This is a genomic window from Slackia isoflavoniconvertens (assembly GCF_003725955.1).
Lineage (GTDB): Bacteria > Actinomycetota > Coriobacteriia > Coriobacteriales > Eggerthellaceae > Slackia > Slackia isoflavoniconvertens.
Genome location: NZ_QIBZ01000006.1, coordinates 40,695 through 67,160, shown reverse-complemented (window position 1 = coordinate 67,160; position 26,466 = coordinate 40,695). Strand labels below are relative to the sequence as shown.

General features: G+C 56.7%; 20 protein-coding genes and 1 tRNA gene. 8 read left to right on the top strand and 13 right to left on the bottom strand.

The window, feature by feature from the left end; all coding sequences use genetic code 11:
- The first annotated feature begins 24 nt into the window (after positions 1-24).
- Positions 25-597 carry a TetR/AcrR family transcriptional regulator gene (locus DMP05_RS04495; RefSeq protein WP_211326859.1) on the top strand — a complete coding sequence of 191 codons (573 nt, stop codon included), beginning with the start codon at positions 25-27 and terminating at the stop codon, positions 595-597.
- 96 nt (positions 598-693) lie between these two features.
- Here DMP05_RS04495 and DMP05_RS04490 read toward each other — a convergent pair.
- From DMP05_RS04490 to DMP05_RS04445, 10 genes are all read right to left on the bottom strand, one after another.
- Positions 694-768 (bottom strand) — tRNA-Ile (locus tag DMP05_RS04490).
- A 134-nt stretch (positions 769-902) separates the two neighbouring features.
- Positions 903-2,084 carry an RNA polymerase sigma factor RpoD gene (gene rpoD, locus DMP05_RS04485; protein WP_123219356.1) on the bottom strand — a complete coding sequence of 394 codons (1,182 nt, stop codon included), beginning with the start codon at positions 2,082-2,084 and terminating at the stop codon, positions 903-905.
- A gap of 128 nt (positions 2,085-2,212) precedes the next feature.
- Entirely contained in the window at positions 2,213-4,072 is a 1,860-nt protein-coding gene (gene dnaG / locus DMP05_RS04480) for a DNA primase (RefSeq protein ID WP_123219355.1), read from the bottom strand.
- Positions 4,073-4,353: 281 nt separating this feature from the next.
- Positions 4,354-5,274: a riboflavin biosynthesis protein RibF gene (gene ribF, locus DMP05_RS04475; protein ID WP_123219354.1), complete on the bottom strand. Its 921-nt coding sequence runs from the start codon at positions 5,272-5,274 to the stop codon at positions 4,354-4,356.
- The gene (gene truB / locus DMP05_RS04470; RefSeq protein WP_123219353.1) at positions 5,258-6,268 is read right to left on the bottom strand and encodes a tRNA pseudouridine(55) synthase TruB; all 1,011 of its coding nucleotides are present in this window, start codon (positions 6,266-6,268) and stop codon (positions 5,258-5,260) included. Before truB ends, ribF begins: the two co-directional genes overlap by 17 nt.
- Positions 6,265-7,272 carry a DHH family phosphoesterase gene (locus DMP05_RS04465; RefSeq protein ID WP_123219352.1) on the bottom strand — a complete coding sequence of 336 codons (1,008 nt, stop codon included), beginning with the start codon at positions 7,270-7,272 and terminating at the stop codon, positions 6,265-6,267. Before DMP05_RS04465 ends, truB begins: the two co-directional genes overlap by 4 nt.
- 4 nt (positions 7,273-7,276) lie before the next feature.
- Entirely contained in the window at positions 7,277-7,705 is a 429-nt protein-coding gene (gene rbfA / locus DMP05_RS04460) for a 30S ribosome-binding factor RbfA (protein WP_114615001.1), read from the bottom strand.
- A gap of 298 nt (positions 7,706-8,003) precedes the next feature.
- On the bottom strand, positions 8,004-10,769 hold the full coding sequence (gene infB / locus DMP05_RS04455) for a translation initiation factor IF-2 (protein ID WP_123219351.1): 2,766 nt from the start codon (positions 10,767-10,769) through the stop codon (positions 8,004-8,006).
- A gap of 30 nt (positions 10,770-10,799) precedes the next feature.
- On the bottom strand, positions 10,800-12,005 hold the full coding sequence (nusA, locus tag DMP05_RS04450; protein ID WP_181861858.1) for a transcription termination factor NusA: 1,206 nt from the start codon (positions 12,003-12,005) through the stop codon (positions 10,800-10,802).
- Between the two features lie 95 nt (positions 12,006-12,100).
- Entirely contained in the window at positions 12,101-12,574 is a 474-nt protein-coding gene (locus DMP05_RS04445) for a ribosome maturation factor RimP (RefSeq protein WP_114614999.1), read from the bottom strand.
- Between the two features lie 608 nt (positions 12,575-13,182).
- On the opposite strand from DMP05_RS04445, the gene DMP05_RS04440 reads away from it, so the two are divergent.
- The 4 genes from DMP05_RS04440 to DMP05_RS04425 all read left to right on the top strand — a co-directional run bounded on the left by DMP05_RS04440 (position 13,183) and on the right by DMP05_RS04425 (position 18,275).
- Complete coding sequence (locus DMP05_RS04440) at positions 13,183-14,370, top strand: acyl-CoA dehydrogenase family protein (protein WP_114614998.1); 1,188 nt, start codon at positions 13,183-13,185, stop codon at positions 14,368-14,370.
- Between the two features lie 177 nt (positions 14,371-14,547).
- On the top strand, positions 14,548-15,786 hold the full coding sequence (locus DMP05_RS04435) for a CaiB/BaiF CoA transferase family protein (protein ID WP_123219433.1): 1,239 nt from the start codon (positions 14,548-14,550) through the stop codon (positions 15,784-15,786).
- A 99-nt stretch (positions 15,787-15,885) separates the two neighbouring features.
- A complete protein-coding gene (fadK, locus tag DMP05_RS04430; RefSeq protein WP_123219350.1) occupies positions 15,886-17,526 on the top strand; it encodes a medium-chain fatty-acid--CoA ligase in 1,641 nt (546 codons plus the stop codon).
- A 161-nt stretch (positions 17,527-17,687) separates the two neighbouring features.
- On the top strand, positions 17,688-18,275 hold the full coding sequence (locus DMP05_RS04425; RefSeq protein WP_123219349.1) for a hypothetical protein: 588 nt from the start codon (positions 17,688-17,690) through the stop codon (positions 18,273-18,275).
- A 59-nt stretch (positions 18,276-18,334) separates the two neighbouring features.
- On the opposite strand, the gene DMP05_RS04420 is transcribed toward DMP05_RS04425, so the two are convergent.
- Positions 18,335-19,297: a LysR family transcriptional regulator gene (locus DMP05_RS04420; protein WP_123219348.1), complete on the bottom strand. Its 963-nt coding sequence runs from the start codon at positions 19,295-19,297 to the stop codon at positions 18,335-18,337.
- A 321-nt stretch (positions 19,298-19,618) separates the two neighbouring features.
- Here DMP05_RS04420 and DMP05_RS04415 point away from each other — a divergent pair, with 321 nt between their 5' ends.
- Together DMP05_RS04415 and DMP05_RS04410 are read left to right on the top strand one after the other, a co-directional pair.
- Complete coding sequence (locus tag DMP05_RS04415; protein ID WP_123219347.1) at positions 19,619-20,818, top strand: acyl-CoA dehydrogenase family protein; 1,200 nt, start codon at positions 19,619-19,621, stop codon at positions 20,816-20,818.
- A gap of 198 nt (positions 20,819-21,016) precedes the next feature.
- On the top strand, positions 21,017-21,913 hold the full coding sequence (locus DMP05_RS04410; RefSeq protein WP_123219346.1) for a LysR family transcriptional regulator: 897 nt from the start codon (positions 21,017-21,019) through the stop codon (positions 21,911-21,913).
- 286 nt (positions 21,914-22,199) lie between these two features.
- Here DMP05_RS04410 and DMP05_RS04405 read toward each other — a convergent pair whose 3' ends face one another.
- Entirely contained in the window at positions 22,200-23,456 is a 1,257-nt protein-coding gene (locus DMP05_RS04405) for an MFS transporter (protein WP_123219345.1), read from the bottom strand.
- A 358-nt stretch (positions 23,457-23,814) separates the two neighbouring features.
- Positions 23,815-24,981 (bottom strand): acyl-CoA dehydrogenase family protein, encoded by a 1,167-nt coding sequence (locus DMP05_RS04400; RefSeq protein WP_123219344.1) that lies wholly within the window; start codon positions 24,979-24,981, stop codon positions 23,815-23,817.
- A gap of 498 nt (positions 24,982-25,479) precedes the next feature.
- Between DMP05_RS04400 and DMP05_RS04395 the strand changes: the two genes are divergently transcribed.
- Positions 25,480-26,265, top strand: coding sequence for an enoyl-CoA hydratase/isomerase family protein (locus DMP05_RS04395; RefSeq protein ID WP_114614990.1), 786 nt, complete (start codon positions 25,480-25,482; stop codon positions 26,263-26,265).
- Positions 26,266-26,466: the final 201 nt, after the last annotated feature.

The window sequence follows — 26,466 nt, the reverse complement described above, 5'->3', positions numbered from 1 at the left end:
CGCAGCCAAGGTACGGGGGGGATCATGGCCGAAAGCAAAACAGATTTGCGCGTCATGCGCACGCGCAAACTCATACGCGATGCGTTCATGGATATGGTGGGCGAAGTGGGCGTGGCGAGAATCACGGTGAAGGATTTAACCGAGCGCGCCGGCATCAACCGCAAGACGTTCTATCTGCATTTCGAATCTATCGAAACGCTGTACGACAGCGTGATGAATGAAGTCATGAACGACTTTTTCGATAATTACGAAACCACTGCCGACCAGCCAAAAGACCTTGACGGCCATGCGCAGCGTTTCTTTTTGTTCCTTGTCGAGCAAACTCCTACCATTGAGAAGCTTATCTGTTCGCCCGGACCCTACGACTTTGGCAACCATATCTATCGTGAGCAGATGATGCGCTATAAGTCCGCTGGGCAGGACCCTTTTGCATGGATGGACGCCGACGCTGAGGAGCTGGTGTTGAACTTTATCCGCACCACGGCGCTGGACTTTTACCGCGAATGGGTGCGTCGCGGCAAACGCGTCGACCCGCAAGAAGCGGCGGCGCTGCTCGGCGCCATCACCTGCCATGGCGCCGCCCCGCTCATGCGCTAGCGTGGGGCCTCGGGTCTAGGCCCTACACCATAGCCCGATTCTTGGGTCTGAAAACAAAAAAGTCGGAAGCAAAATGGCTTCCGACCAGATGTTTTGTGGTGGGCCCGCCCGGATTCGAACCGAGAACCAAAGGATTATGAGTCCCCTGCTCCACCGTTGAGCTACAGGCCCTTCTGTATATGCCGCACATGCAGCCCGCTTATTGTAGCGTAAAACACTCTTGAGCGGCGTAGCATTCTAACGGCACATTGAAAGCATCACACCCAATGACGAAAAGGCATTGGGCGCGACGCAATATGCAACGACTAATCTTCCAGATAATCCTTCAACTTGGAAGAGCGGCTCGGATGGCGCAGCTTTGCAAGCGTTTTGCTCTCGATTTGGCGAATACGCTCACGGGTAACGCCAAATTCGCGGCCCACTTCCTCGAGCGTATGCGGGTGGCCATCTTCCAAGCCGAAGCGCAGGCTAATAACCTTGCGCTCACGTTCGGCCAAACCGTCAAGCACCTTGGAAAGCTGCTCTTGGAGCATCGAGAAGCTCGCAGCGTCAGGAGGCACGATAGCCGCGTCGTCTTCAATGAAGTCGCCCAGCTGAGAGTCTTCCTCTTCGCCGATAGGCGTCTCGAGAGAAACCGGCTCCTGGCTGATTTTCTGGATTTCGCGCACGCGTTCGGCGGTCAGTCCCATTTTCTCGCCAATTTCTTCCGGCGAAGGGTCGCGCCCGAGCTCTTGGAGCAGCTGGCGCTGAATGCGCACGAGCTTGTTGATGGTTTCGACCATGTGCACGGGAATACGAATGGTACGCGCCTGGTCGGCGATAGCGCGCGTAATAGCCTGGCGAATCCACCACGTGGCATACGTGGAGAACTTGAAGCCCTTCGTGTAGTCAAACTTCTCGACGGCGCGAATAAGGCCCAGGTTGCCTTCCTGGATAAGATCGAGGAACAGCATGCCGCGGCCCACGTAACGCTTCGCAATAGAAACGACGAGACGCAGGTTAGCTTCAATAAGCTGCTGCTTGGCATTGAGGCCTACCTGCTCAACGCGGGACAGGCGGCGCTTCTCGCGACGCTCAAGCTCAATGCCCTCTTCTTCAGCCTTCTCGAGCTCGGCAGTGGCGGCAACGCCGGCCTCGATTTTCATGGCGAGGTCGATTTCTTCCGCGGCAGTCAGCAGCGGAACCTTGCCGATTTCTTTAAGGTACATACGCACCGGGTCGCCCGTGAGCATGGTAACCGAGGCATCGGTGGAACGACGGCGAGCGCGTGCACGAGCGCGGGTGGAGTTCACCTTGGGCAGAGCGGCAACAGCGCTCGACTCAACGGCTTTCAGCTCTTCCTCGGGGATGCCTTCAAGCAAATCTTCGTCTTCGAGCGATTCGTCTTTTTCATCTTCGATGACATCGTCAGCGGGAAGCGCGACGTCGTCGACGGGTTTCTTGGTTTTATTCTTCTCTACGGTCGCATTAGTTTTGGCAGCAGACACAGATGCTATCCTTTCGCCGTGAAAAGGGCATAGGAGCCCTAAAGATACAGCTCATTAGCTTATCACTTTTCCCTATGTTTGTGCGGGATTCACCGCATGATTTCCGCAAAATGAGACTCTTCGGGTCGCTATTCGATTCCGAACGGCTTATGCGCGAGCTTCGCCGCAGCAAGCTCCTTCTGCATAGCCACCACGCTCTCGAACACGAGATTGTAGTCGTCAGCCGACATATCTTGCGGGCGCTTGAGTTGCGCGTTCATCTCGCGAATGAGGTCTTCCATATCGCGAATCGTGAGCTCTTCGGAGAAAAAGCGCGCGAGCTCGCCCGGCTCGCGATCGTCGTGCGTGCTTGAACCGGAAATAACCGATGCCGCCCCAGGAATAGACTCCTCGAGTCGACGCACGATTTCCGCCGCAGGCGCCGCAGCGTCTTCAGCAAGCACGTCGAGCAGTTGCGTAGCGATTTGACCGTGAATGTCGCGATGCCACACCGTTTGCGCCAACGCGCCCGCATATGCCAAACCGATCGAAGGCTCGCTTGCGCACAGCGACAGAAAATCGCGCTCGATGCGCAGGCGCTCCTTCTCGCGCGGAGGCAATGCGACTTTGGGCGTGCGAGGCGCGGGCGCCGCTGCACCAGCCGATGCCTGCGAAGGCTCGAATTGGCGGGTCTCGCGCGTCGCGGCAAGCTTTTCGACCACCGCATTCACATCGAGCTGCAAGCAATCGGCGATATAGCCCGCGTACTCCTGCGCGAGCACCGAATGTTTGATGGGCGCCAAAAGTTCGAGCACTTCGGTGAGTGCCCTGCCTTTTTCGCCGAAATCAACGAGATTACGGCCGCGAAGCTTGCGATCGATCGCGTAACGAAGAAGCGGCACCGCGTTATCGATGAGCTCCTGAATGGCTTCGCCCCCACGTTGCACCACGAAATCGGCCGGGTCGAGGTTATCGGGAAGCGTGACGGCGCACAAGTCAACCTGCTTGCGGCCCGCTTCGGGGAGCATGCTTTCATCAATGAATCGCGCCGCGCGATCGGCTGCGCGCTGGCCAGCCTCGTCGCCGTCAAACAAATACACGATCTTGTGCTTGGCATGCCGCGACAGCACACGAATATGCTGCACGGTAAGCGCGGTACCCAACGTAGCGACCACGTTGGTCACGCCGGCCTCATGCATCATGATGACATCGGTATAGCCTTCGCAGATAATAGCAACGCCGGTCGACGCCATAGCCGCCTTAGCCTTATCGAGGCCAAAAAGCACTTCCGATTTGTGGAAGATGGGAGTTTCCTGCGAATTGAGATACTTCGGCTCGCCCTTGCCCACCACACGTCCGCCGAACGCGATCACATCGCCATCGACATCGCGAATGGGAAACATGATGCGTTCATAGAAGCGATCGCGAGCGCCGCCTCCTCGTCCCTCGACGGCCACGTTGGCCTCGATCATTTCCTTCGCCTTGAAGCCCTTCGAGTTGAGGTATGCGACGAGAGAGCCCGACCCTGGAGCAAAACCGAGCTGCCACTTCTTCGGCACCTCTCCGCCCAAATCACGCCCCGCCAAATAGGAGCGGGCCTCGTCGACCTTCGGGCCGCGCCCGCGCATAAGCTGGGTGTGGAAGAATTCAGCAGAGGCGTTGCACACCTCTTTTAAGCGTGCTTTCTTGCCGCGGTTCATAGCGGCGCCAGGCGCTTCGGTAATTTGAATGCCCGCACGGCGCGCAAGCTCGCGCACGGCATCGACAAAGCCGATATCGTCGAGCTTCATCACGAAGCTGAAGACGTCTCCGCCTTCGCCGCAGCCGAAGCAATGCCACAACTGCGTCGACGGATCGATTTTGAACGAGGGGGATTTCTCGTTATGGAACGGGCAGCAACCCCAGAAATCGCGGCCACGCTGACGCAGAACGACCCGCTCCCCCGCAATGGAGACCAGATCGCTCGCCTCGCGCACGCGGCGAATATCATCTTCCGGAATTCCTGCCAAAACGTTCCCTTTCCATCCCGCCGCTTGCCCTTCAACAAGAAGCACTGTTCGCGGCGCGAATTCCTTGATCCGATAGATTCCGCACAAACCGAACAGCCTGGGCTGGCCCGACGGAAGTGCTCGGTTTCTCAAATCTTTCAAAACGGGAAACCGGAGCGAGGCGCAAAGCGAGCCGAAAGCGAGCGGTAGCCTCGCGGGCACTTCGGTCGGGCCAGCGCCAGGCTCCCGCCCAGCAGCCGCGAAAACAGGTCCAAAGGCAATCGTCCATGACGCGCATGCGCCTAGAGGTTTTCCCTCACCCATTCAATATTGCCCTTGACGGTTGCAATGAGCTCATCAACCGAGTCGAACTTGATCATCGGACGAAGGAATTCAACTGGCTCAACTTTGATCGTATCGCCGTAGATTTTTCCGTCGAAATCGAGGATATGTGCTTCGCACGTCGCGGTCGCGTCGGCAAACGTAGGCGCAACCCCCACGCTCATCGCCGATTTATACCGCACGCCGTCGACGGTGACATAAGCAGCGTATACGGCCTCGCCGAGCACCTGCATCATCGCGGGCAGCTGCAAATTCGCCGTAGCAAAGCCCATATCGTTGCCTTGGCCGCGGCCCTGCTGCACCACACCTTCGAACGTATACGGGTGGCCCAAAAGCTCAATCGCCGCCGCAACCTTGCAATCGCCCAAAAGAAGGCGGATGCGCGTAGCGGTAATGGGACGTCCATCGAAGCTTTCCAGATCATGCGAGCAAATACGCGTTCCACGCGAATCGCCCCACTCATGCAACTCGGAAACAGTACCTGCCGCTTTCGCGCCAAAACGAAAATCGGTGCCCACATGCATCGCATACGGTGCGCATCCACCGAACGTCGCATCCATGAAAGCCATAGGCGACTGGGCAGAAAATGCCGGGGTGAACGGTAAAACCACGACACAGTCGACTCCTGTATCGGCAAGTGCTTTCACACGCTGCTCGTTGGTCATGAGTTTCTTCAGGCGATCAGCATGAAAACGCTCATCGGGATCGATGTCGAAAGTGAGGGCGATCGACTTGCCGCCGCTTTCTGCAGCGGTACGCTTCGCCTGGTCGATAAGGAACCTATGGCCCCTGTGCACGCCATCGAACACGCCGAACGCGCACGAAGCGCCAATAAACAATGTGTGGTCGAATGTTTCGTCGACCTTATAGACTTTTGCCACGCGTAACTCCTTGCGAGAACACACACTTAGGCGAAACCTTACCAGTTTTCGCGTCGAAGGCGTAGAGTGCCTTCAAATCGTTGCCATACACCAAGCACACGAGCTCGCCATCGTGAAGCGGACTCGTCGCAGGCACGGCGCATCGCCGCGGACCGCAATCGTCGGCATCAAAACGGTGCGGCGCTTCATATACGGAAAGCTCCGACGCGCGAAGCGGCTTGCCATTGCACACATCGGCATACGCCTCATCGTCCAGAAACGCCATACGGCTTTCGAGAAGGAAGACTGGATCGATCGCAGCCTCGATGCCGTAGCGTTCCAAGGCGTCGAGCGACAGGCAGTCTTCCACATCAAGCACGCCAACTCGCGTGCGGCGCAGTGTTTCGACATGAGCGCACGTTTCGCATGCCGCGCCCACGTCACGAGCGAGCGTGCGAATATATGTGCCCTTCGACACCGAGAAACGCACATCCCACCAAATGCTATCGGCGCGCGGATCGCGCTCCAAATCAAGCAATTCAGCCGAATAGACCTCAATATCGCGCGGCTCAAGCGCAATCACATTGCCTTTTCGCGCCGCGTCGCACGCCTTCACGCCGCCTTTTTTGATTGCGGAATATGCAGGGGGCATTTGCTTCTGCTTGCCCACAAACCCGCTCAATATCACCTGCGCGAACTCGGGATCGCACACCTGCGCGGGAACGTCGAGCGTGCGAATCACTTCGCCGAGCTTGTCGTCGGTATCGGTGGCAGCGCCGAACGAAATGCGCACGTCATACGTTTTGTCGTGCCCAACCATATAGGCATCAAGCCTGGTCGCAGGCCCAACGCACACCACAAGCGCACCCGTCGCCAAAGGATCGAGCGTACCCGTGTGGCCCACGCGGCGTTCGCCGAAAATGCGGCGGCAGGCATTCACCACGTCGTGCGAGCTTTTGCCCTCAGGCTTGTCGACGCCCACGACGAGGCACATGCCGGAATCTCCACGCTTCATTCCTTGCCTTCACCGCCCACAAACAGCCCATCGAGCAAAGCAGGTATTTCGGCCAAGGCGTCATCGATGCTGCCTTTATAGGTGAATCCAGCAGCCGCCTTATGGCCGCCGCCCCCTATTTCGCGCGCAAGCGCGGCCACATCGATGCCGTCGCCCTTGGCACGAAGGCTTCCACGCACCACGTCTTCCTGCTCGCGCAGCATGCAGGCGACCCGAATGCCGTCGAGCGAGCGAAGCACGTCGATAAGGGGCTCAGCATCGGCCTTTACCGCGCCCAGGCGCTCGAAATCGTCGAGGCGCGCATACGAAAGCGCCCACTCGCCCGACGGAGCAACCTGCATGTTCGAAAGCATGACGCCTTCAAGGCCAAGCGAGGCGGCGCTGCGGCGCTGATAAATCTCTTGCGAGCACTCTTCGGGCCGCGCGCCAGCCGACACCATTTCGCCCGCAAGCGCAAACGCTTCAGGAGTGGTGTTCTGGAACTGAAAGCGCCCCGTATCGGTCATCAGGGCCAAATAGCAGCACTGAGCCATCTCGAACGTGCGCTCAACTCCCATTTCGCCAATAAGGCGCCACGCAAGCATGCCCGTTGCCGGCGCATCGGGGTCAACATAATTGTATTCTGCCATGCAGCTTTCAACCGCATGGTGATCAAGCGTGAAATGCGCGCCCGCGCTTTCATGAACGCGAGCCGCATCGCCCAAACGCTCAAGATTGGGCACGTCAACTGCGATGAAGGCGTCGACGTCGCTCTCGAATTCGCACGCGGGAATCAACTCGTTCGCCCCGGGAAGGAAGAGGAAGCTCTTATCCACGGCATCGTCGTGCGCAAGCAGGCACACCGCACGCTTGCCCTTGGCGCGCAAGGCATGCGCGAGCGCAAGTTGCGAGCCCAAGCAGTCGCCATCGGGGCTCACATGCCCGCACAAGGCAAAACTCTCGAAGCGATCAAGGGCTTCGGCGAATTCCGCAAGCGTCACATTGGTTTGCGGAGTAGTTGCCATGCCGCTACTCCTCGTCTTCGAAATCGTCGTCTTCGCCGTCGCGATGGTATACCGAATCGTCGAAGTCGGCATTTTTGCGCGCGCTTTCTTCGTTGCGCCCAGCATCGCCCGCAAGAGCCTCGGCGATACGCTGCGCCTCGTCAACGCTCGCGTCGAGCATAAAACGCAGCTCAGGAGTCACTCGCCAATGCAAGGCGCGTCCCATGAGCGAACGAATGCGGCCATAAGCGGCAGCGAAGCCTGCGGCGGCGTCTTCATAACGGCTCGGATCAACGGTGTAGTACACGTTGCACATGCTGCGGTCGAAGCTCACTTCGCAGCCCGTGATAGTAACCATGTCGAGGCGCGGGTCGCTTACCTCGAACAACAGAATATGCGCGAGCACTTCGCGCGCTTGTTCGTTGAGCTTTCGGCTCGAAGAGTTCTGTTTCATGTGGAATCACCCTTTCTCGCAGCGCTTTTCAAGGCCGCGTAAGGAAGGTTCAAACGTAGGAAACGCAATGCCGAAAACCGGCATTGCGTTAACCGCATCGCATTAAATTCAATATAGACAAAACGCCAACTCGCTTCAAAGTACAGACAGGCGAGCGGCGCCGAGACAAGCGCAATTCAGGCTAAGCCGAGGCGACGCGAGCTTGCGCCCACGTACCGAAGATCGAGCCCAAAATGCGCAGTCTCTTTGCCGTGCAGCGTCGACCATGAGCGTTGGCTGTCAGGCCGAAGCCTTGAAGTTACTCGGTACGCTCGACCTCTTCGGTGCGATAGCCTTCGATAACGTCGCCGACCTTGATGTCTTGGTAACCGTCGACGCCAATGCCGCACTCGTAGCCCTGCTTGACCGACTTGACATCGTCTTTGAAGCGTCGCAGCGAGGAAATCTTACCCTCGTAGATGACCTTGGAGTCACGAACAACGCGCACCTTGTCATCGCGGGAGATTTCGCCCTCGGTGATGTAGCAGCCGGCAATATTGCCAACCTTCGGAACGCGGAACACGTCGCGGACCTCGGCAGAACCGGTGTCTTTGTCGACGAATTCAGGCGCCAGCATACCGATACGAGCTGCGTTGATGTCTTCAATCGCCTGGTAGATAACGCGATACAGACGAATGTCGACCTTCTCATGCTCGGCAGCCTTACGCGCACCTGCGGTCGGGCGCACGTTGAAGCCGATGATAATTGCGTCGGACGCGGCGGCCAGCGTTACGTCGGTCTCGGTCACGCCACCCACGGCAGAGTGAATGATTTGAATCTTGACCTCGGACTGGTCCATTTTCTCAAACGCGTCGCGCAGCGCTTCGATGGAGCCCTGAACGTCGGCCTTGACGACCAGGTTGAGCTCGGTCGTGCCCTCTTCGATGCGATTGAAGAGGTCGTCGAGGCTCATATGGCTCTTGGTCTGCTGCTCCTTCAGGCGAGCACGCATCGCACGCTCTTCAGCGAGCTTGCGAGCATCGCGCTCATCTTCGAATACGCGGAACTCGTCGCCCGCGGTAGGAACGCTCGACAGGCCCAAGATCTCGACAGGATCGGAAGGCGTGGCCTGCTTGGCATGATTGCCGCGCGGGTCGATAAGCGCGCGAACACGACCGTAGCTCTCGCCAGCGACAACAGAATCGCCAGGCTTGAGCGTACCGCGCTGCACGAGCACGGTAGCAACCGGGCCGCGACCCTTGTCGAGGTTCGCTTCGATAACGAAGCCGGAAGCCAAAGCGTCGGGGTTAGCCTTAAGCTCAAGCACATCTGCCTGAAGGATGATGGTCTCGAGCAGGTCGTCGATGCCGAGCTTCTGCTTCGCGGAAACGTTCACGAACATGTTGGAACCGCCCCACTCTTCGGGGATGACTCCATGCTCGACGAGCTCTTGGCGCACGCGGTCGGGCTGCGCGCCAGGTTTGTCGATTTTATTCACGGCAACCACGATAGGCACATTTGCAGCCTTAGCGTGGTTGATGGCCTCAATGGTCTGGGGCATAACGCCGTCGTCGGCAGCAACCACCAAAACGATAACGTCGGTTACCTGGGCGCCGCGAGCACGCATGGCGGTAAATGCCTCGTGGCCCGGGGTGTCGATGAAGGTAATCTGGCGGCCATTGATGTCAACGACCGAAGCACCGATGTGCTGCGTAATGCCACCAGCCTCACCCGACGCGACGCCGGTGTGGCGAATGGCGTCGAGCAACGACGTTTTGCCGTGGTCGACGTGACCCATAACGGTAACCACGGGAGGACGAGGTTTGAGGTCTTCTTCCTTGTCGTTGTACACGACGGCGAATTCCTCTTCAGGAGACACGATGCGCACCTTGCGGCCCATATCGTCGGCGATGAGCTCGATAAGCTCGTCGCTCATGGTCTGGGTGACGGTAAGGGCCTGGCCGAGCAGGAACAGGCGCTTGATCACGTCGCCCGAGGGTACGCCGAGCAAGTCGGCGAATTCGCCCACAGTGGAACCCTGCATGACCTCGACGACATTTTCATCGAGCATCAGGCTGGGATCGATGCCACGCTCCATTGCCTCCTGGGCAATGCGCTCGCGCTGAGCGGCCTCGCGCTTTTCCTTACGCTTCTTACGACGGCCTTCGCCCTCGTTATTCGATGCGGCAGCAACGGCGGCACGCGCCTCGGCGAGCACCTTGTCGCGCTGCATCTTCTCGGCCTGAACGGCCATTTGGGCGTAACGATCTTCGCCATTGTTGGAAAGCTCAGGAACGTCAGGCTCAAAATGGTGGCCTCCACGCTTACCAGCGCCTTTGGCATTTTTCTTATTGCCAGCAGCGGCGTTGCCGTTGCGAGACGGACGAGCTGCCTTCTCGGCGGTGAGGCGGTTCTTCTCGGCCTCAATCTGCGAAAGAAGCGAGTCGAAGGAAGATTTGCGCGGTGCGGCGGTCGGTGCGGGCTTCGGGCGACGCTCGACAGCGGGTTTGGCGGCAGGCTTTTTCGCACCGCGGTTCGCCAAGGCCTCGGCAACAGCCTTTTTCTTGGCGACCTCGGCAGCGAGTTTCGCGGCACGCGCGTCTTGCGCGGCCTTCTTGCGACGATGCTCGGCAGCAGCTTTCTGCTCTTCAATCTGGCGGGCCAAGCTCGAAAGGCCCGAATTCACCGCAGGCGCAGGCGGACGCTTGGTCTGCTTGGCGGAAGCGGCTGCAGCGGAAGCCTCGCCCTTAGCTGCGGAATTATGCTCACGACGAGCGCGTTCCTCGGCACGAAGCTCGCGCTCGCGCTCGACAGCGGCACGACGTGCACGCTCCTCTTCGGCCTTCTTCTCGTCGGCGGCAGCCTTTTCGGCCTGGGCCTTAGCGGCTGCTTCGGCATCCATGCCCGCAGCTGCCTTGGCGCCAAGCTCGGGGGCGAGCGCCTCGCGGATTTTTTCTACGTTGGCCTCGGAAAGGACGCTTGCGTGGCTCTTCGCGGCGATCTTGAGATCTTGAATGCGAGAGAGCAGCACCTTGCTGTCCATGCCGAATTCCTTCGCCAACTCATGAACTCTCATGCTGGCCATATGGTTCTCCTAGTCTCCTCTCCTGCGATGCTATTCGCAGTCGGCATGGACGCCGCAGAAACGGCTTCCAGGACGTGCATGGTTGCGGCAAGGGGTACCGTCTTCAGCGACATATGCGCAGAATTCGCCTTCTTCAACGTCCTCTTCCTCGTCGAGCAAGAGATTCTCTTCATGTACGGGTGCAGAAGCGTTGAAACTTGCCGATTTAATGTCGATGTGCCAGCCAGTCAAGCGTGCAGCGAGGCGGGCGTTTTGGCCTTCCTTGCCAATGGCGAGCGACAACTGATCGTCGGGTACGATAACGGTGGCGTAGTTTTTATCCTCGTCGATGATGACGCGGTTCACGCGAGCGGGGCTCAAAGCCTGAGCGACGTACTTCGCGGGATCTTCATCCCACTGAATGACGTCAACGCGCTCGTTGCGAAGCTCTTCGACAACCATGCGCACGCGAGAGCCCTTGGGGCCAACGCACGCGCCAACCGGATCGAGGTTGGGCTCGCGGCTTGCGACGGCGACCTTAGAGCGGGCGCCGGGCTCGCGGGCGATGGATTTGATTTCGACCATACCGTCATAAATTTCGGGCACTTCGAGTTCGAAAAGACGACGAATGAGGTCGGGGTGAGTACGAGAAACGACGATAGCGGGACGGGCCGCTTCGCCACGAGTGCGCGGCTCAAGCGAGTTGGGGTCGCGCACATCGATGATGAGCACCTTAATGCGCTGGTTGTGGCGATAGTGTTCGCCCATCGGACGCTCGTTGCGCTCGTTGGGGTTGCGCTTCTGGTCGTAATGCGGAAGTTCGGCCTCAACGCCATCGCGAATCTTCACGATGGTGAAGTCGGGCGTCGCCTGAAGCACGGTGGCAGTCACGATGTCGCCCACGCGGTCGCTGAACTCTTCGTAAATGCTCTGACGGCCCGCTTCGCGAACCATGGCGGCGATAACGCCCTTTGCGTTCTGAGCGGCGATGCGGCTCACGCCTTCGGGAGTAACGTCGCGCTCTTCGAACTCGGCGTATTCGCCAGTCTCCTCGTCAGGCTCGCCAACCGGAACGAGCTCGTAGACATAGATCTTGCCCGTGGTGCGGTCGATGGTGACGCGAGCGTCCCACTCAAGGTCAAGAATGTTCTGGTAGCTCTTGGCAAGCGACGCCTCAAGACGCTCGATAAGATAGAACTCGTCGATCTTCTTCTCGTGCGCCAAGGCCTGCAGGGCCTCCATAAGCTGGGATGCCATTGTCTTCCTTCCTCTTCTCAATAAGGCGCATCTGCGCCCTCTCGGTGCAAATTCGTATGGTAGGCAACCTTTCCATTATATAAAGAAAGGTTTGATTAACGGAATTCGACGACGCCTTTCACATGCGCCTTCTTGATGTCGGCAAGCGGAATATCGCAACGCGCGCCATCGACATCGAGCAACACGCATTCGGTTTCGGCGTTAAAGCCCGCGAGCGTGCCCGTAAAACGGCTCCGGCCTTCGATAGGGCCATTCGTGACCACATAGGCTTCATCGCCGGCAAAACGCTCAAAGTGCTCGGGCGTGCGCAGCGGGCGGTCGATGCCGGGTGAGCTGACCTCTAAGGTATATGCACCCGGAAACGGATCGATCTCGTCCATGATCTCGTTCACCCACACTTGGGCGGCCGTGATTTCATCGAACGAAATGCCCTTTGCGGTATCGAGATACACGCGAATCGTGGGGGCTTTGCGGCTGCCGACGATTTCGACGGTCACAACCTCGACGCCTTCAGACGCCGCACGCGGTTCCAAAGCCGCAAGCAGGCTCTTCTCTTTGGCGGTGAGCATCGATGCCTCCTTTCGAACGGTTTCGCGCAAGAGCGAAACTCCCCTATACAAAAAAGAAAGCGGGACCAGGCCCCACTTTCTCACAATGACGAAAAAGTTGTAATGCACAAGGGCTACGCCCGAGTGCGTGGTCTTTTTATATCACAGTCACCTGCGGGTACGCAAGGCTCATTCACGGCAAAATCATGAACGTTCATTCTTCCCATTTAATTGAGCGGGCGCACGCGTATCACGACTTTCGCATCTGTCAAGCAACGAAACTTCCAACTTCGATAAGCTATTACTATCAATTACCCTAGTTCCGCTTATGATTAAAAAAACGTTAACCAACAGTTTCGCTATTCTGTGGGTATTTCTACCTCTCTTTTTCGGATATTTATCCCCTGTTTTAGACGGTATTTCCTTATGCCCACACATAAAAGCACCCACTTTGACACCTATGTATAGGTGAGACTTATGGATTCAAAACAGTTTTGGTATTTCTATTAATTAGATTTTTCCCCACGAGCGGTGCACAATATGAGCACAAGCTGAACGGAGGCGAGAGAGCAAAAGCACTGGAGCCGAAGTTCAAGGTAAGCGCTTAGGTAACCTTAAGGAGGGTTCACATGAGCAAATTGTCCAAGGAACAGTTCGACGCATATCTCGAGCAAATCAAAGAGCTCGCAGAGGGTCCGTTCGAGGAGATGCAGCCCGAGATCGAGGTGACGAACGTCTTCCCCGAGAAGTTCTACGAGCTGGCCAAGGAAAACGACCTGTATCGTTTCGCTCTCCCCGCTGAGTACGGTGGATGGGATCTTTCGGAGCTCGACATCCTGCGCGTTCAGGAGCAGTTCTCCCGTGGTCCTGGCGGCATGCGTATGCACCTGCACTATGCTGCTGACCTGAACTGGCGCATCCTCGACGACTACGGTTCGGACGAGCTCAAGGCCCAGTACATGGACAAGTTCCAGGACAAGACCATCTTCACCTGCTTTGCTCTGACCGAGCAGTCCGGCGGCACCGGTGCTGACATCCACACCACCGCTGAAAAGGACGAGAATGGCGACTACATCCTCAACGGCGAGAAGTGGCTCATCTCTCACACCGACTGCTGCGAATTCGCTTACGTCATCGCTGTGACCGATCCCACCAAGCAGGGCGACGAGCGTCTCTCCGCTTTCTTCGTCCCCGTTGACACCCCGGGCTACGAAGTTACCCCGATGCCCCACATGATGGGCGCTCGCGGTGCTGCTCACACCGGCCTCAAGTTCACCAACATGAAGCTTGACAAGAAGTACCTGCTCGGCAAAGAGGGCCAGGGCATGGAGATTGCTATCCACTCCCTGTCTGTTTCCCGTGCTCACATCGCTGCTTCTAACCTCGGTATGTGCCAGCGTATGCTCGAGATGTCTCTCGCCCGCGCTAACGACCGCATCACCTTCGGCAAGCCGATTGCTTCCCGTCAGATGATCAAGCGCGAGATCGCTGAGATGCAGATGTACACCCATGCTCTGCGTTGCATGGTTTACGACTTCGGCCGCGAGTACGACGCCGATCCTAACGGCAAGTACATCGAGGAGAAGGCCGCTATGTGCAAGCTGTTCTCCATCTACTCCACCCGTATCGTCTCCGACGGCATGCTGGAGATCTTCGGTGGCGACGGCTACTTCGAGGACAGCCCCTACGGCCCGACCGAGCGCCTCTACCGCGACGCTCGCGCCATGTGGCTCGAAGAGGGTGCTCCCAACGTTCAGCGCATCACCATTGCCCGCAACTGCCAGAAGTTCGGCGGCAAGGTCGAGTACCAGCTGTAATCACCCTTTTGAAGGCGTCGATCGCACAAGAACAAATTCACTCATGAAAGGAGGGTCGTCTGCCTTAGGTGGATGGCCCCCTTTTCTTTTTTGCGAAATCGCCACGAAATGCGTCCGGAGCTCCCGGACCATAGAACCGGGAAACCGGATATTGCATATTTCAACAAGGAGGAAAGCATGCAACCACTCAAGGGTCTTAAAGTCGTTGACCTCACCACCTTCCTTGCGACCCCGACCACGGGCCGCATCCTCGGCGAATGGGGTGCCGATGTCATCAAGGTTGAGGCATTCAAGGGCGATCCCTGCCGCGTCAACCAGGCTGTCGTTTTCGGCATGCCTTCCAGCGACGAAGAGAACCTCGCGTTCGACGTGGCCAACTTCCACAAGCGCTTCGTCGCTTTGAACCTCAAGACCGAAAAGGGCCTCGAGGTCATGATGAAGCTCCTCGCGGAAGCTGACGTCTTCATCACCAACACCCGCACCAAGTCTCTGGCCAAGATGGGCCTCGACTGGGAATCCCTGCACGAGAAGTTCCCGCGCCTGATCATGGGCCACGGCCTTGGCTATGGCAAGAAGGGCCCCGAAAAGGACGCTGCCGGCTTTGACGTTACCTGCTACATGGGCCGCGGCGGCGTTTTCGGCACCACGGTTAACAAGGGCGACTCCCCCATGATTCCGACCAACGGCTACGGCGACTACCAGTGCTCCGTGTTCTTGGTTGCTGGCATCCTTGCCGCACTCCAGGGCCGCGAGAAGACCGGCGAAGGCGACTACGTCACCTGCGCTCTGCAGCATGCTGGCATCTACACGCTCGCTACGGGCATGATTTCCGCCCAGTACGGCAACCCGTACCCGAAGAGCCGTCTCGAGGTCAACAACCCGCTGAACAACGTCTTCCGCTCCAAGGATCAGAAGTGGGTTGTTCTGTGCCTGCCCGAGTACGACCGCGACTGGCCGCGCGTCATGCACCTCATCGGTCGCGACGAGCTTGCCGATCACCCCGATTACAAGTGCTGCCAGACCGTCAATGACAAGGGCCTCGCTCCTGAGGTCGTCAAGATTCTTGACGACGGCTTTGCCCAGTTCACTCGTGAAGAGCTGCTGAAGATGTTCTCCGAGAACGACATGCCGTGCGAGCCTGCGCAGACCCCGAACGACATCTACGAGGACCAGAACGCGCTCATCAACGAGTACATCAAGGCTGTTCCCTATCCCGATGGCCCGCGCTGGTGCCCGACTGCCCCTGTTCAGTTCGAGCTCGGCGAGACCGACGACCTTATCCCGGGCGGCAAGCTTGGCTCTGCCACTGCCGACGTCATGAAGGAACTCGGCTACTCCGAGGACGAGATCAAGGCTGCCGAAGAAGAGGGCGCCGTTTCCGGCCCCGTCGATTTGGCAGTCCTGCAGGGCAAGTAAGCCCATCTCGCCAAGGGAGATTAAAGCGCATCGCTTTTTCGAGAAGGGGGCGAGATACGTCTCGCTCCCTTCTTCTTTTTCACATGGAGGGATCAATTCATGATCACCGACGTCAAAATCAACGAAGCCCTGAAAAAACTCTATTACGAGCGTGGCTATTGGGGAGACAAGACTATCGCAGACGTCTGGGATGAGCAGTGCGAGAAATATGGTGACCGCACCTATGTGCAAGACGATCTGGGCACGAAGCTTACGTATAAGCAGGTTGATACCGGCGCACGCAAGCTCGCATCGTGGCTGAAGGAAGTCGGCGTGCAAAATGGCGACGTCGTTTCCTTTCAAGTGCCCAAATGGGCAGATTTCTGCATTATTTACCTGGCCTGCCTTAAGGTGGGTGCCGTTATGCACCCGCTTGCAACGAATTTGAGCGCAAACGACATCGATTACGCCATCAATAAGGTGCAATCGGTCGTATATATATGCCCTACGTTCTTCCACAAAACTGATTACGAGAACCAATACCATGGAATCGAAAGCAAGCTTGGATCGCTTAAGGCTGTGCTGCTGCTTGATAAAGAATTCCCCGCACACGATGAAAATGCCGTCACGCTGAGCAAAGTGCTCAGCGGTTATTCGGAATTCGATGGGCCCTGCCCCGCCCATTCCGACGACGTGTGCTGCATTCTGTCGACCTCAGGCACAACGGGCAAACCGAAGCAGGCCATGTTCACGCATAACAATATCCTATTCTCGGAACGCTCCTACACCGCTGATTTGGACCTTACCCCCGATGACGTGATGTGGATGCCGTCGCCTCTCAACCATGCGACCGGTTTCTACCATGGACTCATCTCGCCTATGCTTACCGGCAGCCGCTGCGTTCTTCAGCTGCATTTCAAAGCAGCCGAGGCCATCGAGCTCATTAATCGCGAGCATGTCACGTGGTCGTGTGGCGCCACGCCGTTCGTGCATGACCTTATTGCCGCAATGGAAGAAAACGGCACGGCAATTCCGAGCCTGCGTTTCTATTTGTGCGGCGGCGCTCCTGTGCCCAGCACGCTCATCGAGCGCGCTGCCGAGCACGGCTTCCTTCTGTGCGAACTCTATGGCTCAACCGAAAGCTGTCCCCACCTGCGCGTTCCGCGCGATAAATGTCTCGAATGGGATGGCCGATTCTCGGGCATTGCCTACCCCGGCATCGAGGTAAAGGTCGTTGACGAATTCCGCAACGAAGTCGCTTGTGGCGTTCAAGGCGAAGAAGCAAGCCGTGGTCCCCACATGTTCTGCGGCCACCTCAACGATTCCGAACGCACCAATGAAGCGCTCGACGATGAAGGCTGGTTCTATTCTGGCGATTTATGCACGATTGACGAAGAAGGGCGCGTGCGTATCAACGGTCGAAAGAAAGAAATCATCATTCGCGGCGGTGAGAACATTTCCGCACGTGAAGTCGACGACAACGTGATGGACTGGGAAGATATCTGCGATCAGGCAACCGTCGGCATGCCCGACGATCGCCTGGGAGAGCGCATTTGCCTTTTCGCCGTGCCCGCCCCCGGCGTTACCGAGGAACTTTGCTTGCACGACCTTACGGAGTATCTTGCAAGTAAGGGCGTGGCTAAGCGTCTGTGGCCCGAACGCATCGAAACTATCGACGCCATTCCACGCACGCCTACGGGCAAAATCAAGCGCTTCGAACTTGCGCGCGAGGTCAAACGCCGTATGGGCATCGACCAATAACGCAAAGCCATGCTTTCCATGCATGGAAACGCACGATAAAATGCCTGCAGCTGACGTCCGCAGCTGCAGGCATTTTCAAAATTGGCCTTCTTGTTTTGCAGGATGAGCATGACCGACGCCCTTCAAAACAAGCAGACCGATCAGCGTATTAAGGGGGAACCATGATTGAACAAAAGTACACCATCACGCGCACAAGGGCCACATGGAAGCCGCGCGTAACCGATGCCGATATGTCTTTCTTCACCGACAAGGACGGCAATACACTCGTTGCCCTTTCGGGCGACGCTGACGCAGTATATACCGGCACGGGTCGCACGCTTGTGGGAGAACCCCCCTACGCGCATCTTAACGATGCCGTAGAATCCAACAACGACCCCATTGATTTCATCGAAGTCGAAGACCTGCCCGAAGGCATTGAACTCGATTATCAGATCAGCGGCGGCTTCAACAACAATGCCGTGTACTTCAAATGGAAGATTGCCGACAAAACGAAATACCAAATCACCTGGGTTGCTCTGAAAACGTTTACGGGCATGCAGCTGAAATACGTGATGCCGAAGAAATTCCCGCCTTTGCTGTTCGCCCTCGCCGATGAAGACGCATTTGCGTATTGCAATAAGATTCCCTGCGAAGAATGCGCGTTCCGCTGCAAGAGCGGGTTCGTGTTCTACGCGAATATCAAGGGCCTTGGAATCGTGCGCATGAGCATGAACCGCATCTCGATGCTCAACATGGACCAGATCAAATAGGACAAAAGAACAATCCCTATCGAAAAAAACAACCGACCACGTGGCCGGTTGTTTTCGTTTTACATAATGATGTCCGATGGAGGAGATGCGGGACCCGAATCTTGATTATCGGTATCAGGAAGCACGCCTTTAGGGCATACGAACCCTCCCGTGAAGTCGATGAAGCTCTCAAGAGCGCGGTTCTTGAATTCTTCCTTCTTGTACACCATATACACGGAATGGAACTCGCGCGGGACCTCGTTTTCGTCAATCGCGATAACGGCAAGGTTGTTGAACGGCTTCAAGCCAATAGTATTCGTGAGCAACGCGCAGTAATTCGGCGGCGCCGTGGAAATCATGCCGCCCATCGTGATTTCGTCATCGTAATCCTGATGAACCTGAAGGCCATAACGGCTCACAAGTTTATCGACCTCATCGCCAATAGGAGTGCCCGTGCGATAGGTATACACTTGCATGCCCTTCAAATCTTCAAGATGCAGCACGCGACGGAATGCAAGCGGGCTTTGCTTGCTTACCGCAACGACGAGCTGATGGGCAACTACGGGTTCGAAACAAAGGCTCGACTCGCCTTCCTTCTTGGCGGCGAAAATGACGTCATATTTGTCGTCTTTCAAGCCTTCAATAAGATCGAGCGAGAAACCTTGCGATACGCGGAACTTTACCGCTTCACCGAAATTGTCGTGGTAGGCACGAATAAGCGCCGGCAGATAATCGCCCGTGATGGTGTACAACGCACCTACGGCCAACTCGCCCGCGAGCTTGCCCGTGTACTCATGCATAATCGCGATGCCCTTATCAAGCTCGCGCAACGCATCGTGCACATAGGCCGAGAACTCTTTGCCATAGCGCGTAAGCTTCACGTTGCGCCCCTCGCGCTGAAACAGCGGAACGCCGAGTTCCTTCTCGAGAGAATGAATAGCGTCGGATAACGCAGGCTGCGTGATATAAAGCTCCTTAGCGGCCTTGGTATAGTGCTGCAATTCGGAAAGCTTGCGGAAATAATACAGCTGCGACAGGTTCACTGTTATCCCTTTCCTCCCAAGAACATCCCCTTTGCGCATAGCGCATCTTGTTCATTATATGAAACAAACAGGCATATCGACGGTTCAATTTCATGGCCGAACAACGACTCAGCACATTGACTTTCATCCTGCTTGATGAGGTCCTTAAAGAACGCTATAACGTATTATTCTATAACGTATTATTTGTTTTTCAAATAATACGTGTTCAAATACACAAAACGAATGAATTGGACTTCCTTTTACCCCGCTCGCATAATACAAGGCATAAGGAGCGATGAGCTCCGGAGGAACACGGATTGTCATGCGACTAGAGGAGGTTTCATGAATCCCAATGCCAAAATTACCGACGAGCAGTTCGAGGCATATCTGAAGCAGATTCGCGAACTGGTCGAAGGCCCCTTCGAAGAGATTCAGAAGGAAGTCGAAGTCACCAACACCTTCCCCGAAGAGTTCTACGAACTCGCGAAGAAGAACGATTTGTATCGTTTCTATCTCCCCTCTGAGTACGGCGGATGGGACCTCGACGAACTCGAGATTCTGCGTGTTCAGGAAGAGTTCTCCCGCGGTCCTGGCGGCATGCGCATGCACCTGCATCACGCTGCCGATATGAACTGGCGCATCCTCGACGACTACGGCACGCCCGAAGTCAAAGCCGAGCTCATGAACAAATTCCAGGACAAGACCGTCTACTGCAACTTCGCCATTACCGAGCAGACCGGCGGCACCGGCGCTGACCTTCACACCACCGCCATCAAAGACGCCGACGGCAACTATGTTCTGAACGGCGAGAAGTGGCTCATCTCCCACACCGACTGCTCCGATTACACCTACGTCATCGCCGTTACCAACCCCGATGACGACAAGGACACTCGCCTTTCAGGCTTCCTGGTTCCCAACAATGCTCCTGGCTTCGAAATTGTCCCCATGCCTCACATGATGGGCTGCCGTGGCGCTGGCCATGCGGGTCTGAAGTTCACCAACCTCGTGCTTGACCCGAAGTACCTGCTTGGCGAAGAGGGCCAGGGCATGGAAATCGCGATTCACTCGCTTTCCGTTTCCCGCGTGCACATCGCTATGTCGAACCTCGGCATGTCCCAGCGCATGCTTGAAATTTCCCTCAAGCGCGCCAACGACCGCGTGACCTTCGGCAAGCCGATTGCTTCCCGCCAGATGATCAAGGCCAAGATCGCCGATATGCAGAAGATGATCCATGTTCTGCGTTGTGCAATCTACGACTTCGCTCGCGACTTCAACAAAGACCCGCACAACGAGTACGTCACCGAGAAGGCTGCTATCTGCAAGCTGTTCTCTATCGACACCGTAAAGCTCGTCTCTGACGAAATGCTCGAGATCTTCGGCGGCGACGGCTACTTCGAGGATTGCCCCTATGGCCCCACCGAGCGTCTCTACCGCGACTGCCGCGCTATGTGGCTCGAGGAAGGCGCTCCCTGCGTACAGCGCATCACCATCGCACGCGAATGCCAGAACCATGGCGGCAAGATCGAATACACCTTCGACTAAACCTTCGTTTCACTCGACTTTGCAGCGCGTGAGCGTATAATTCCTTCGGAAGCCTAGCGCTTACCTTAAAAGCTTGTGCGAGCAGCCGTCCTTCGGGGCGGCTGTTTCGCGTTTTGGGGCATTTTCGCTTCGCTCGGAAAGCCCGAAGATGACCTGGGGTACAATATTCGCAGCTCAAAACCCTGAGAATGGAGCACGATGAACCTTTCGCAGCTGTATTACTTCCGCAAACTCGCTGAAGTGAAGCACTATACCCATGCCGCGGAAGAGCTGTTCATATCGCAACCGACGCTTTCCAACTCCATATCGCAGCTCGAACGCGAATTGGGCATTCCCCTCTTCGAGCGCGAAGGGCGCAAAATCAAGCTCACGAAATATGGAGAAGAGTTCTACCAATACGCCACCGAAGCGGTGAACGCGCTTGAAAAGGGCATCGCGCTGGCTCACGAGCACTCAGGGTCGCCAACAGGAAGCATCGACATTGGAGCGATTTATACCATCCAGAGCGACTACCTCCCATCGCTTATTAAAGGCTATCGCGACCAATACGGAAAAGATGCGCAGGTCAACGTTTTCCAGGGCCTCACGCAACCTCTGCTGGAAGACCTCGAGAGCAACCGCTACGAGCTCGCGTTCACGGCCTACGTCGACAGCAAACCCGATCTCACTTTTGTACCCGTGCTTACCCAGCGGCTCGTGGCAGTCGTGCACCGCTCCGACAAGCTTGCGTGGTCGAAAAATCTCACGCTCGATTCGCTGCGCGGAAGAGACATCATCACCTATCCGCCCACAACGCCGATTGGCGCCGAGGTTTCCGCGCTCATGACAACGCACGGGCTAAGCGCAACGCACACATATGCGAATGATGAGATCACCTTAGGAAGCATGGTGGAAAGCACGCCGGGCACCATCGGCCTCGCGCTCGATACCATTGGGCTCGCCCCTTTCCGCGAGCTCATCACCAAACGGCTGCCGGAAGTCGACGACGACTTCCATACGGTATGCCTCGCCTTTAAAACCGCCGCATATAAAACGCGCGCCGTTGAGAACTTCATCGAGTTCACCCGATCTTTCGAATGGGACAGCAAACGGTAATCGCTGGTTGAAAAATCAACGCCCTCCCTACAACACACGACGCCACGAACGAAATCCCGTAGGGCTACCATCAACAAGAGCCGCAACGCGTCGCCCGCACTCAAGAATTCGAGCCGCCAATCGCAGGCAATGCCAAGGCGCCTGACGGCTCGACTTTTCAATGTTGCAGAAACCCATATTCCTGGCCCTTTCAAGAAACGGGAAATCACGCATCGAATTCATTCGAAAAAAGGGCCGCACCCTTTCGAGCGCGGCCCTTTTCAAGAGCTCTAGATTGGAGCGAATGTTATTCGGTCCAGTCTGCCTGCAGGCCCTTCATCTTGCCGAAGCAGAAGATGCCGAGCAGCAGGACCACAACCATGAGCACGATAGCGACGGTGAACAGGATGCTGTAGCTCATATCGCCGAAGAAGGCCCAGAAGGGAGCGCCCACAGCGCCAACGATGTTCACGAACATGGAGACGCGGGAGTAAATCTGGGGGTACTCACGCTGGCCGAAGAGCTGGCGAACCAAGATGGGAACCAGAACGACGCAGCTGGCGAAGAAGAAGCCGTACACAGCGGAGCCAGCGTACAGGATCATAGCGGAGCCGGTGCCGAACCACACGAGCAGGACGCCGAGGATGCCGCAAGCGCAAGCCGCGAAGAAGCTGAGCTTGGAGTTCTTGTCGGCGCACACGCCCAAGGCGAGCTTGCAGATAGCCTGAGAAGCCATCATGACGGTTGCCATGGTAACGCCAACGGCGATGAAGGTGCCGGTGCCGTCGTCGAGCGACTTGGTGTACTTCGGGAACTGCTGAGCAACGATGGTGAGCAGGTTGATGATGCCGGCGAGCAGGAAGACCGCATAGAAGGCAACAGACTTCATGGCCTTGCTGGCGTCGATGCCAGCGGGCTTGCCAGAAGCGGTCTGAGGCTTGCCATAGGGCAGGCAGCCAGCTTCTTCAGGGGTGGAGCGGATGCACAGCAGCGTGAACGGCAGAGAAGTCACGAGAGCGGCGACGCCCCAAATCATGTAGATGGTCCACACGTCCATACCGGAAGCGATGAGCGCATTGAAGACCTGCAGCCAGATAGCGCCACCAATACCGGTGAATGCCATGCAAGCGCCGATGATGGTGCCGGACTTCTGGTTGAACCACTTGTTGCACAGCGTGGGAACAGCCAGCCAGAGCAGACCAACTTCGCCAAGACCCATCATGAGGCCGGCAACGTAGAAGATCCACATGCTCTTGATGAGCGAAATGAGGATGAAGCCGACGCCGACGAGAAGCGCAGATGCGGAAAGCACGATGCGGATGTCGGTCTTAGCGAGCAAGTTGCCGATGAACGGCGCCGAGAAAGCTTCGGCCAGGTAGAGCACCGTGATGTACAGCGCCCACTGAGTGGTAGGAACGCCCAACAGATCGGGGACGTAGGCCTGGAAAGCACTCCACGTCGAGAAGACGAGAGCCGAGCATCCGAAGGTGATCATGATGCCCGAGATAATGATGAGAATGTGACGCACGCTCATCTTATCGGTGTAGGTTGCAGTTTCGCCCAATTTCTTTCCTCCTTATGGAAGACCAGACGATGTGGCCTGCCTTCTTAAGGGGGCCAGAATTCCCTTAAGAAGGCAGGCGCCTTAGATTCCACCCGAAGGCGCCGATCCAAGAACAAATTCACTAAGTATAATCCTGCAAATCTGCACACCATGTTACGGTCAATATTACATTTCTGACCCTAAAACGATAAGTATCGGCGATAGTTGCCCCACAAATATAAGCAAATTGGATAGTTTTCTATCCCAATTTTTACGTTATGGGCTTGCAATTGATGGACAGTTCTCGAAAAACTGACCCAAAAGAAACGAGGGGAGCTCGCGCTCCCCTCGCAATCGATAAGAATTAGGCGAAAGATGGCTACATCTCAGCTTCCGCATACTTGCGCATCACAAGAGGCGCTGCGATGTAGACCATGATCTGATCGGTACCCTCGGCGATTTGGAAGCCGCGGCAATCTTGCCAAATCGAAGAAATGCGCTCATGCGTCGTATAGCCTCGACCGCCAAGGATCTGCATGGCATCGCTTGCGACCTCGGTTGCAGCACACGGCACGTAACGCTTCATAAGCGCCACAGTCAAGCGTTCATGCACGCCGTGGTCGAATTCCCACGCGGCTTTATAGACCATATGGCGCATATTCGTGAGCTTCACTTCCATGTCTGTCAACATCTCTTGGACCTGCTGGAAATTCGACACAGGCGTGCCGAATGCGGTGCGCTCGCGCGCCCATTCGACCGCATCGTCCATCGCAGCCTGAGCCTCGCCAAGCGCCGTTGCACATGCGAAAACGCGGCCGTATTCAAAGAAGCTGAACAACTGGGGGAAGCCCTTTGCCGGCCCTTGCAGGCGCCACGACTCGTCAAGCTCGACATTGTCGAAACGAATATGGGCGAACGGGAGCATCTCTTGGCCAATCTTGCTCTCGGGAACCGCCTCGACGCCTTTCGCGGTGCGCGGAACCATCCACATGGACAAGGTGGGATGCCCGTTTTCAGCAGGCGCATCCTCGTCGATTGCCGCAACAAGCAGGGCTGGCGCGTATTCGCCGTTATTCACGAACATCTTCTCGCCATTCATGAACAAACGTCCGTCAATGGAGCGAACAGACGTCTTCATGCCCGTTGTATCAGAACCCGAATTCGGCTCGGAAACCGCAAAAGCGAATGCAAGGCGTCCCGTATTCTGATATTCAAGACGAATGGGGTCGGTTTGCGAAGGACTCGCGAAAGCCTCGAGAATCTGAAGCTGAAGGAAATCGTTTTGGAACGGCAGGGTCGCGCCCGAAATGCGCGACAATTCCTCGAGCACGAGAACCTGCGCAAGCAGGTCGTAATGAACATGATTGCGACGATGGATGACGCCAAACCCATTGAAATCGAGATCGACGAACGCTTTCACAACCTCATCGGGCAAACCCATATCGCGGCGCCATTGCGCAACCGACTCTTTATTAAAGTAATTCTTGCCAAATTCGCGCACTTGCGAAATAAGCACGCGATCGGCATCGCTCAACATGAAATCCATTGCCGCGCCTTCCTATTCGCGCAACCGCGACGGATTCTCGTCGCGTCACCCCTTATACATATGTTTCGGAATGCACGCCGCAGCAAGCTCCCCTTGCTTTTCGTTTTGCAAAGCGTGGCGCATTCCATAATGCGATGGCGCGATTATAACCGCCATTTCGCCTTTGCGCATTTTTTGCAGCCAATTTGTACCACAGAAACGCGAAAATGACCTATCTACTATTTTTTTAGCGATGCACTCAATTTACGTTGAAACCTCAATTACACCAACTCAAGCGATACCGAAGCGCCACGGGCGGCCATATTGTAGCAACCACGAGGTGCGAAGCCGACCGAATGGTCGGTTCGGCAGCGGACAGCCAAACCGATCAAATGCGTGAATCGGTCGGCAACGCACCTCGAGTAAAAGCGGGTTTGCCCCGCTTGAAACAACCAGGGGATATGCCACTGGGCGTATATAGGCTTTTAAAAATGAAAGCCGCGACATCAAGGAGGAAACATGGCAGATTACTACGGAACCGACACTGTCGTATCCGAGCTTCGCGAGGACGGATTGCTGATCATCCGTATCAACCGTCCCGAGGTCGCCAATGCGCTGAACGGCGCAACTTCCGATGCTATGGAAAACATCATGAACCACGCCGAGAAGGACAAGGCTGTGCGCGCCATCATCGTGACGGGCACCGGCAAGGTCTTCTGCGCCGGCGAGGACCTCTCCGAGCTCTCTGAGGGCGGCGAGTGCCAGACCGTTACCGAGCACGGCTTCGGCGGCATCACGGCTCGTCTGTGCTCCAAGCCCATCATCGCGGCATGCAACGGCTCCGCTGCTGGCGGCGGCATGGAAATCGCCCTTTCCTGCGACATGGTTGTCGCTGCCGAGAACGCCAAGTTCGGCTGCACCGAGGTCGGCCTGGGCATCATCGCTTCCACGGGCGGCATCGTTCGCCTCGCTCGCGACATCAACCGCAAGGACTGCATGGAACTTCTGCTCACCGGCAAGAAGATCAAGGCTCCTGAGGCAAAGGAGCTCGGCCTGATCAACTACGTCGTTCCGGCCGAAGAGGTCATGGACAAGGCTATCGAGCTGGCCGAGCAAGTTCTGAAGAACGCTCCTCTGGCTCTGAAGTGGACCAAGTACCTGGTTCATGCCGCCGACCAGATGTCTGAGGAAGACGCGATGCGCTACTGCGACGGTGCTTATCGCTTCCTCGAGAAGACCGAAGACGGCATCGAGGGCCCGCTGGCCTTCACCGAGAAGCGCACCCCCAACTGGGTTGGCCGCTAATTCGAGCGAACTTTCAGCTTCTTCCCAGCGCCCGCACGGCTTCCTTAAGCGTGCGGGCGCTCCCCTTCGCTACATTCGGCCACTCCTTGGCGCGAAAGCGTCGGCCGAATCATATTGAGAGCGAGCGCTTACCTTTCGCTTTCAGCTTGTCGAAAAGAGACGCGTTATGCGTCTCTTTTCGTTTATATGGCACGCCTAAAA

Coding starts and splice junctions, on each gene's coding strand:
- DMP05_RS04495 (WP_211326859.1), top strand. CDS start 25: ATGGCCGAAAGCAAAACAGATTTGCGCGTCATGCGCACGCGCAAACTC.
- truB (WP_123219353.1), bottom strand. CDS start 6,268: ATGAAGCGTGGAGATTCCGGCATGTGCCTCGTCGTGGGCGTCGACAAG.
- DMP05_RS04465 (WP_123219352.1), bottom strand. CDS start 7,272: ATGGCAACTACTCCGCAAACCAATGTGACGCTTGCGGAATTCGCCGAA.
- rbfA (WP_114615001.1), bottom strand. CDS start 7,705: ATGAAACAGAACTCTTCGAGCCGAAAGCTCAACGAACAAGCGCGCGAA.
- infB (WP_123219351.1), bottom strand. CDS start 10,769: ATGGCCAGCATGAGAGTTCATGAGTTGGCGAAGGAATTCGGCATGGAC.
- nusA (WP_181861858.1), bottom strand. CDS start 12,005: ATGGCATCCCAGCTTATGGAGGCCCTGCAGGCCTTGGCGCACGAGAAG.
- DMP05_RS04445 (WP_114614999.1), bottom strand. CDS start 12,574: ATGCTCACCGCCAAAGAGAAGAGCCTGCTTGCGGCTTTGGAACCGCGT.
- DMP05_RS04440 (WP_114614998.1), top strand. CDS start 13,183: ATGAGCAAATTGTCCAAGGAACAGTTCGACGCATATCTCGAGCAAATC.
- DMP05_RS04435 (WP_123219433.1), top strand. CDS start 14,548: ATGCAACCACTCAAGGGTCTTAAAGTCGTTGACCTCACCACCTTCCTT.
- fadK (WP_123219350.1), top strand. CDS start 15,886: ATGATCACCGACGTCAAAATCAACGAAGCCCTGAAAAAACTCTATTAC.
- DMP05_RS04425 (WP_123219349.1), top strand. CDS start 17,688: ATGATTGAACAAAAGTACACCATCACGCGCACAAGGGCCACATGGAAG.
- DMP05_RS04415 (WP_123219347.1), top strand. CDS start 19,619: ATGAATCCCAATGCCAAAATTACCGACGAGCAGTTCGAGGCATATCTG.
- DMP05_RS04410 (WP_123219346.1), top strand. CDS start 21,017: ATGAACCTTTCGCAGCTGTATTACTTCCGCAAACTCGCTGAAGTGAAG.
- DMP05_RS04400 (WP_123219344.1), bottom strand. CDS start 24,981: ATGGATTTCATGTTGAGCGATGCCGATCGCGTGCTTATTTCGCAAGTG.
- DMP05_RS04395 (WP_114614990.1), top strand. CDS start 25,480: ATGGCAGATTACTACGGAACCGACACTGTCGTATCCGAGCTTCGCGAG.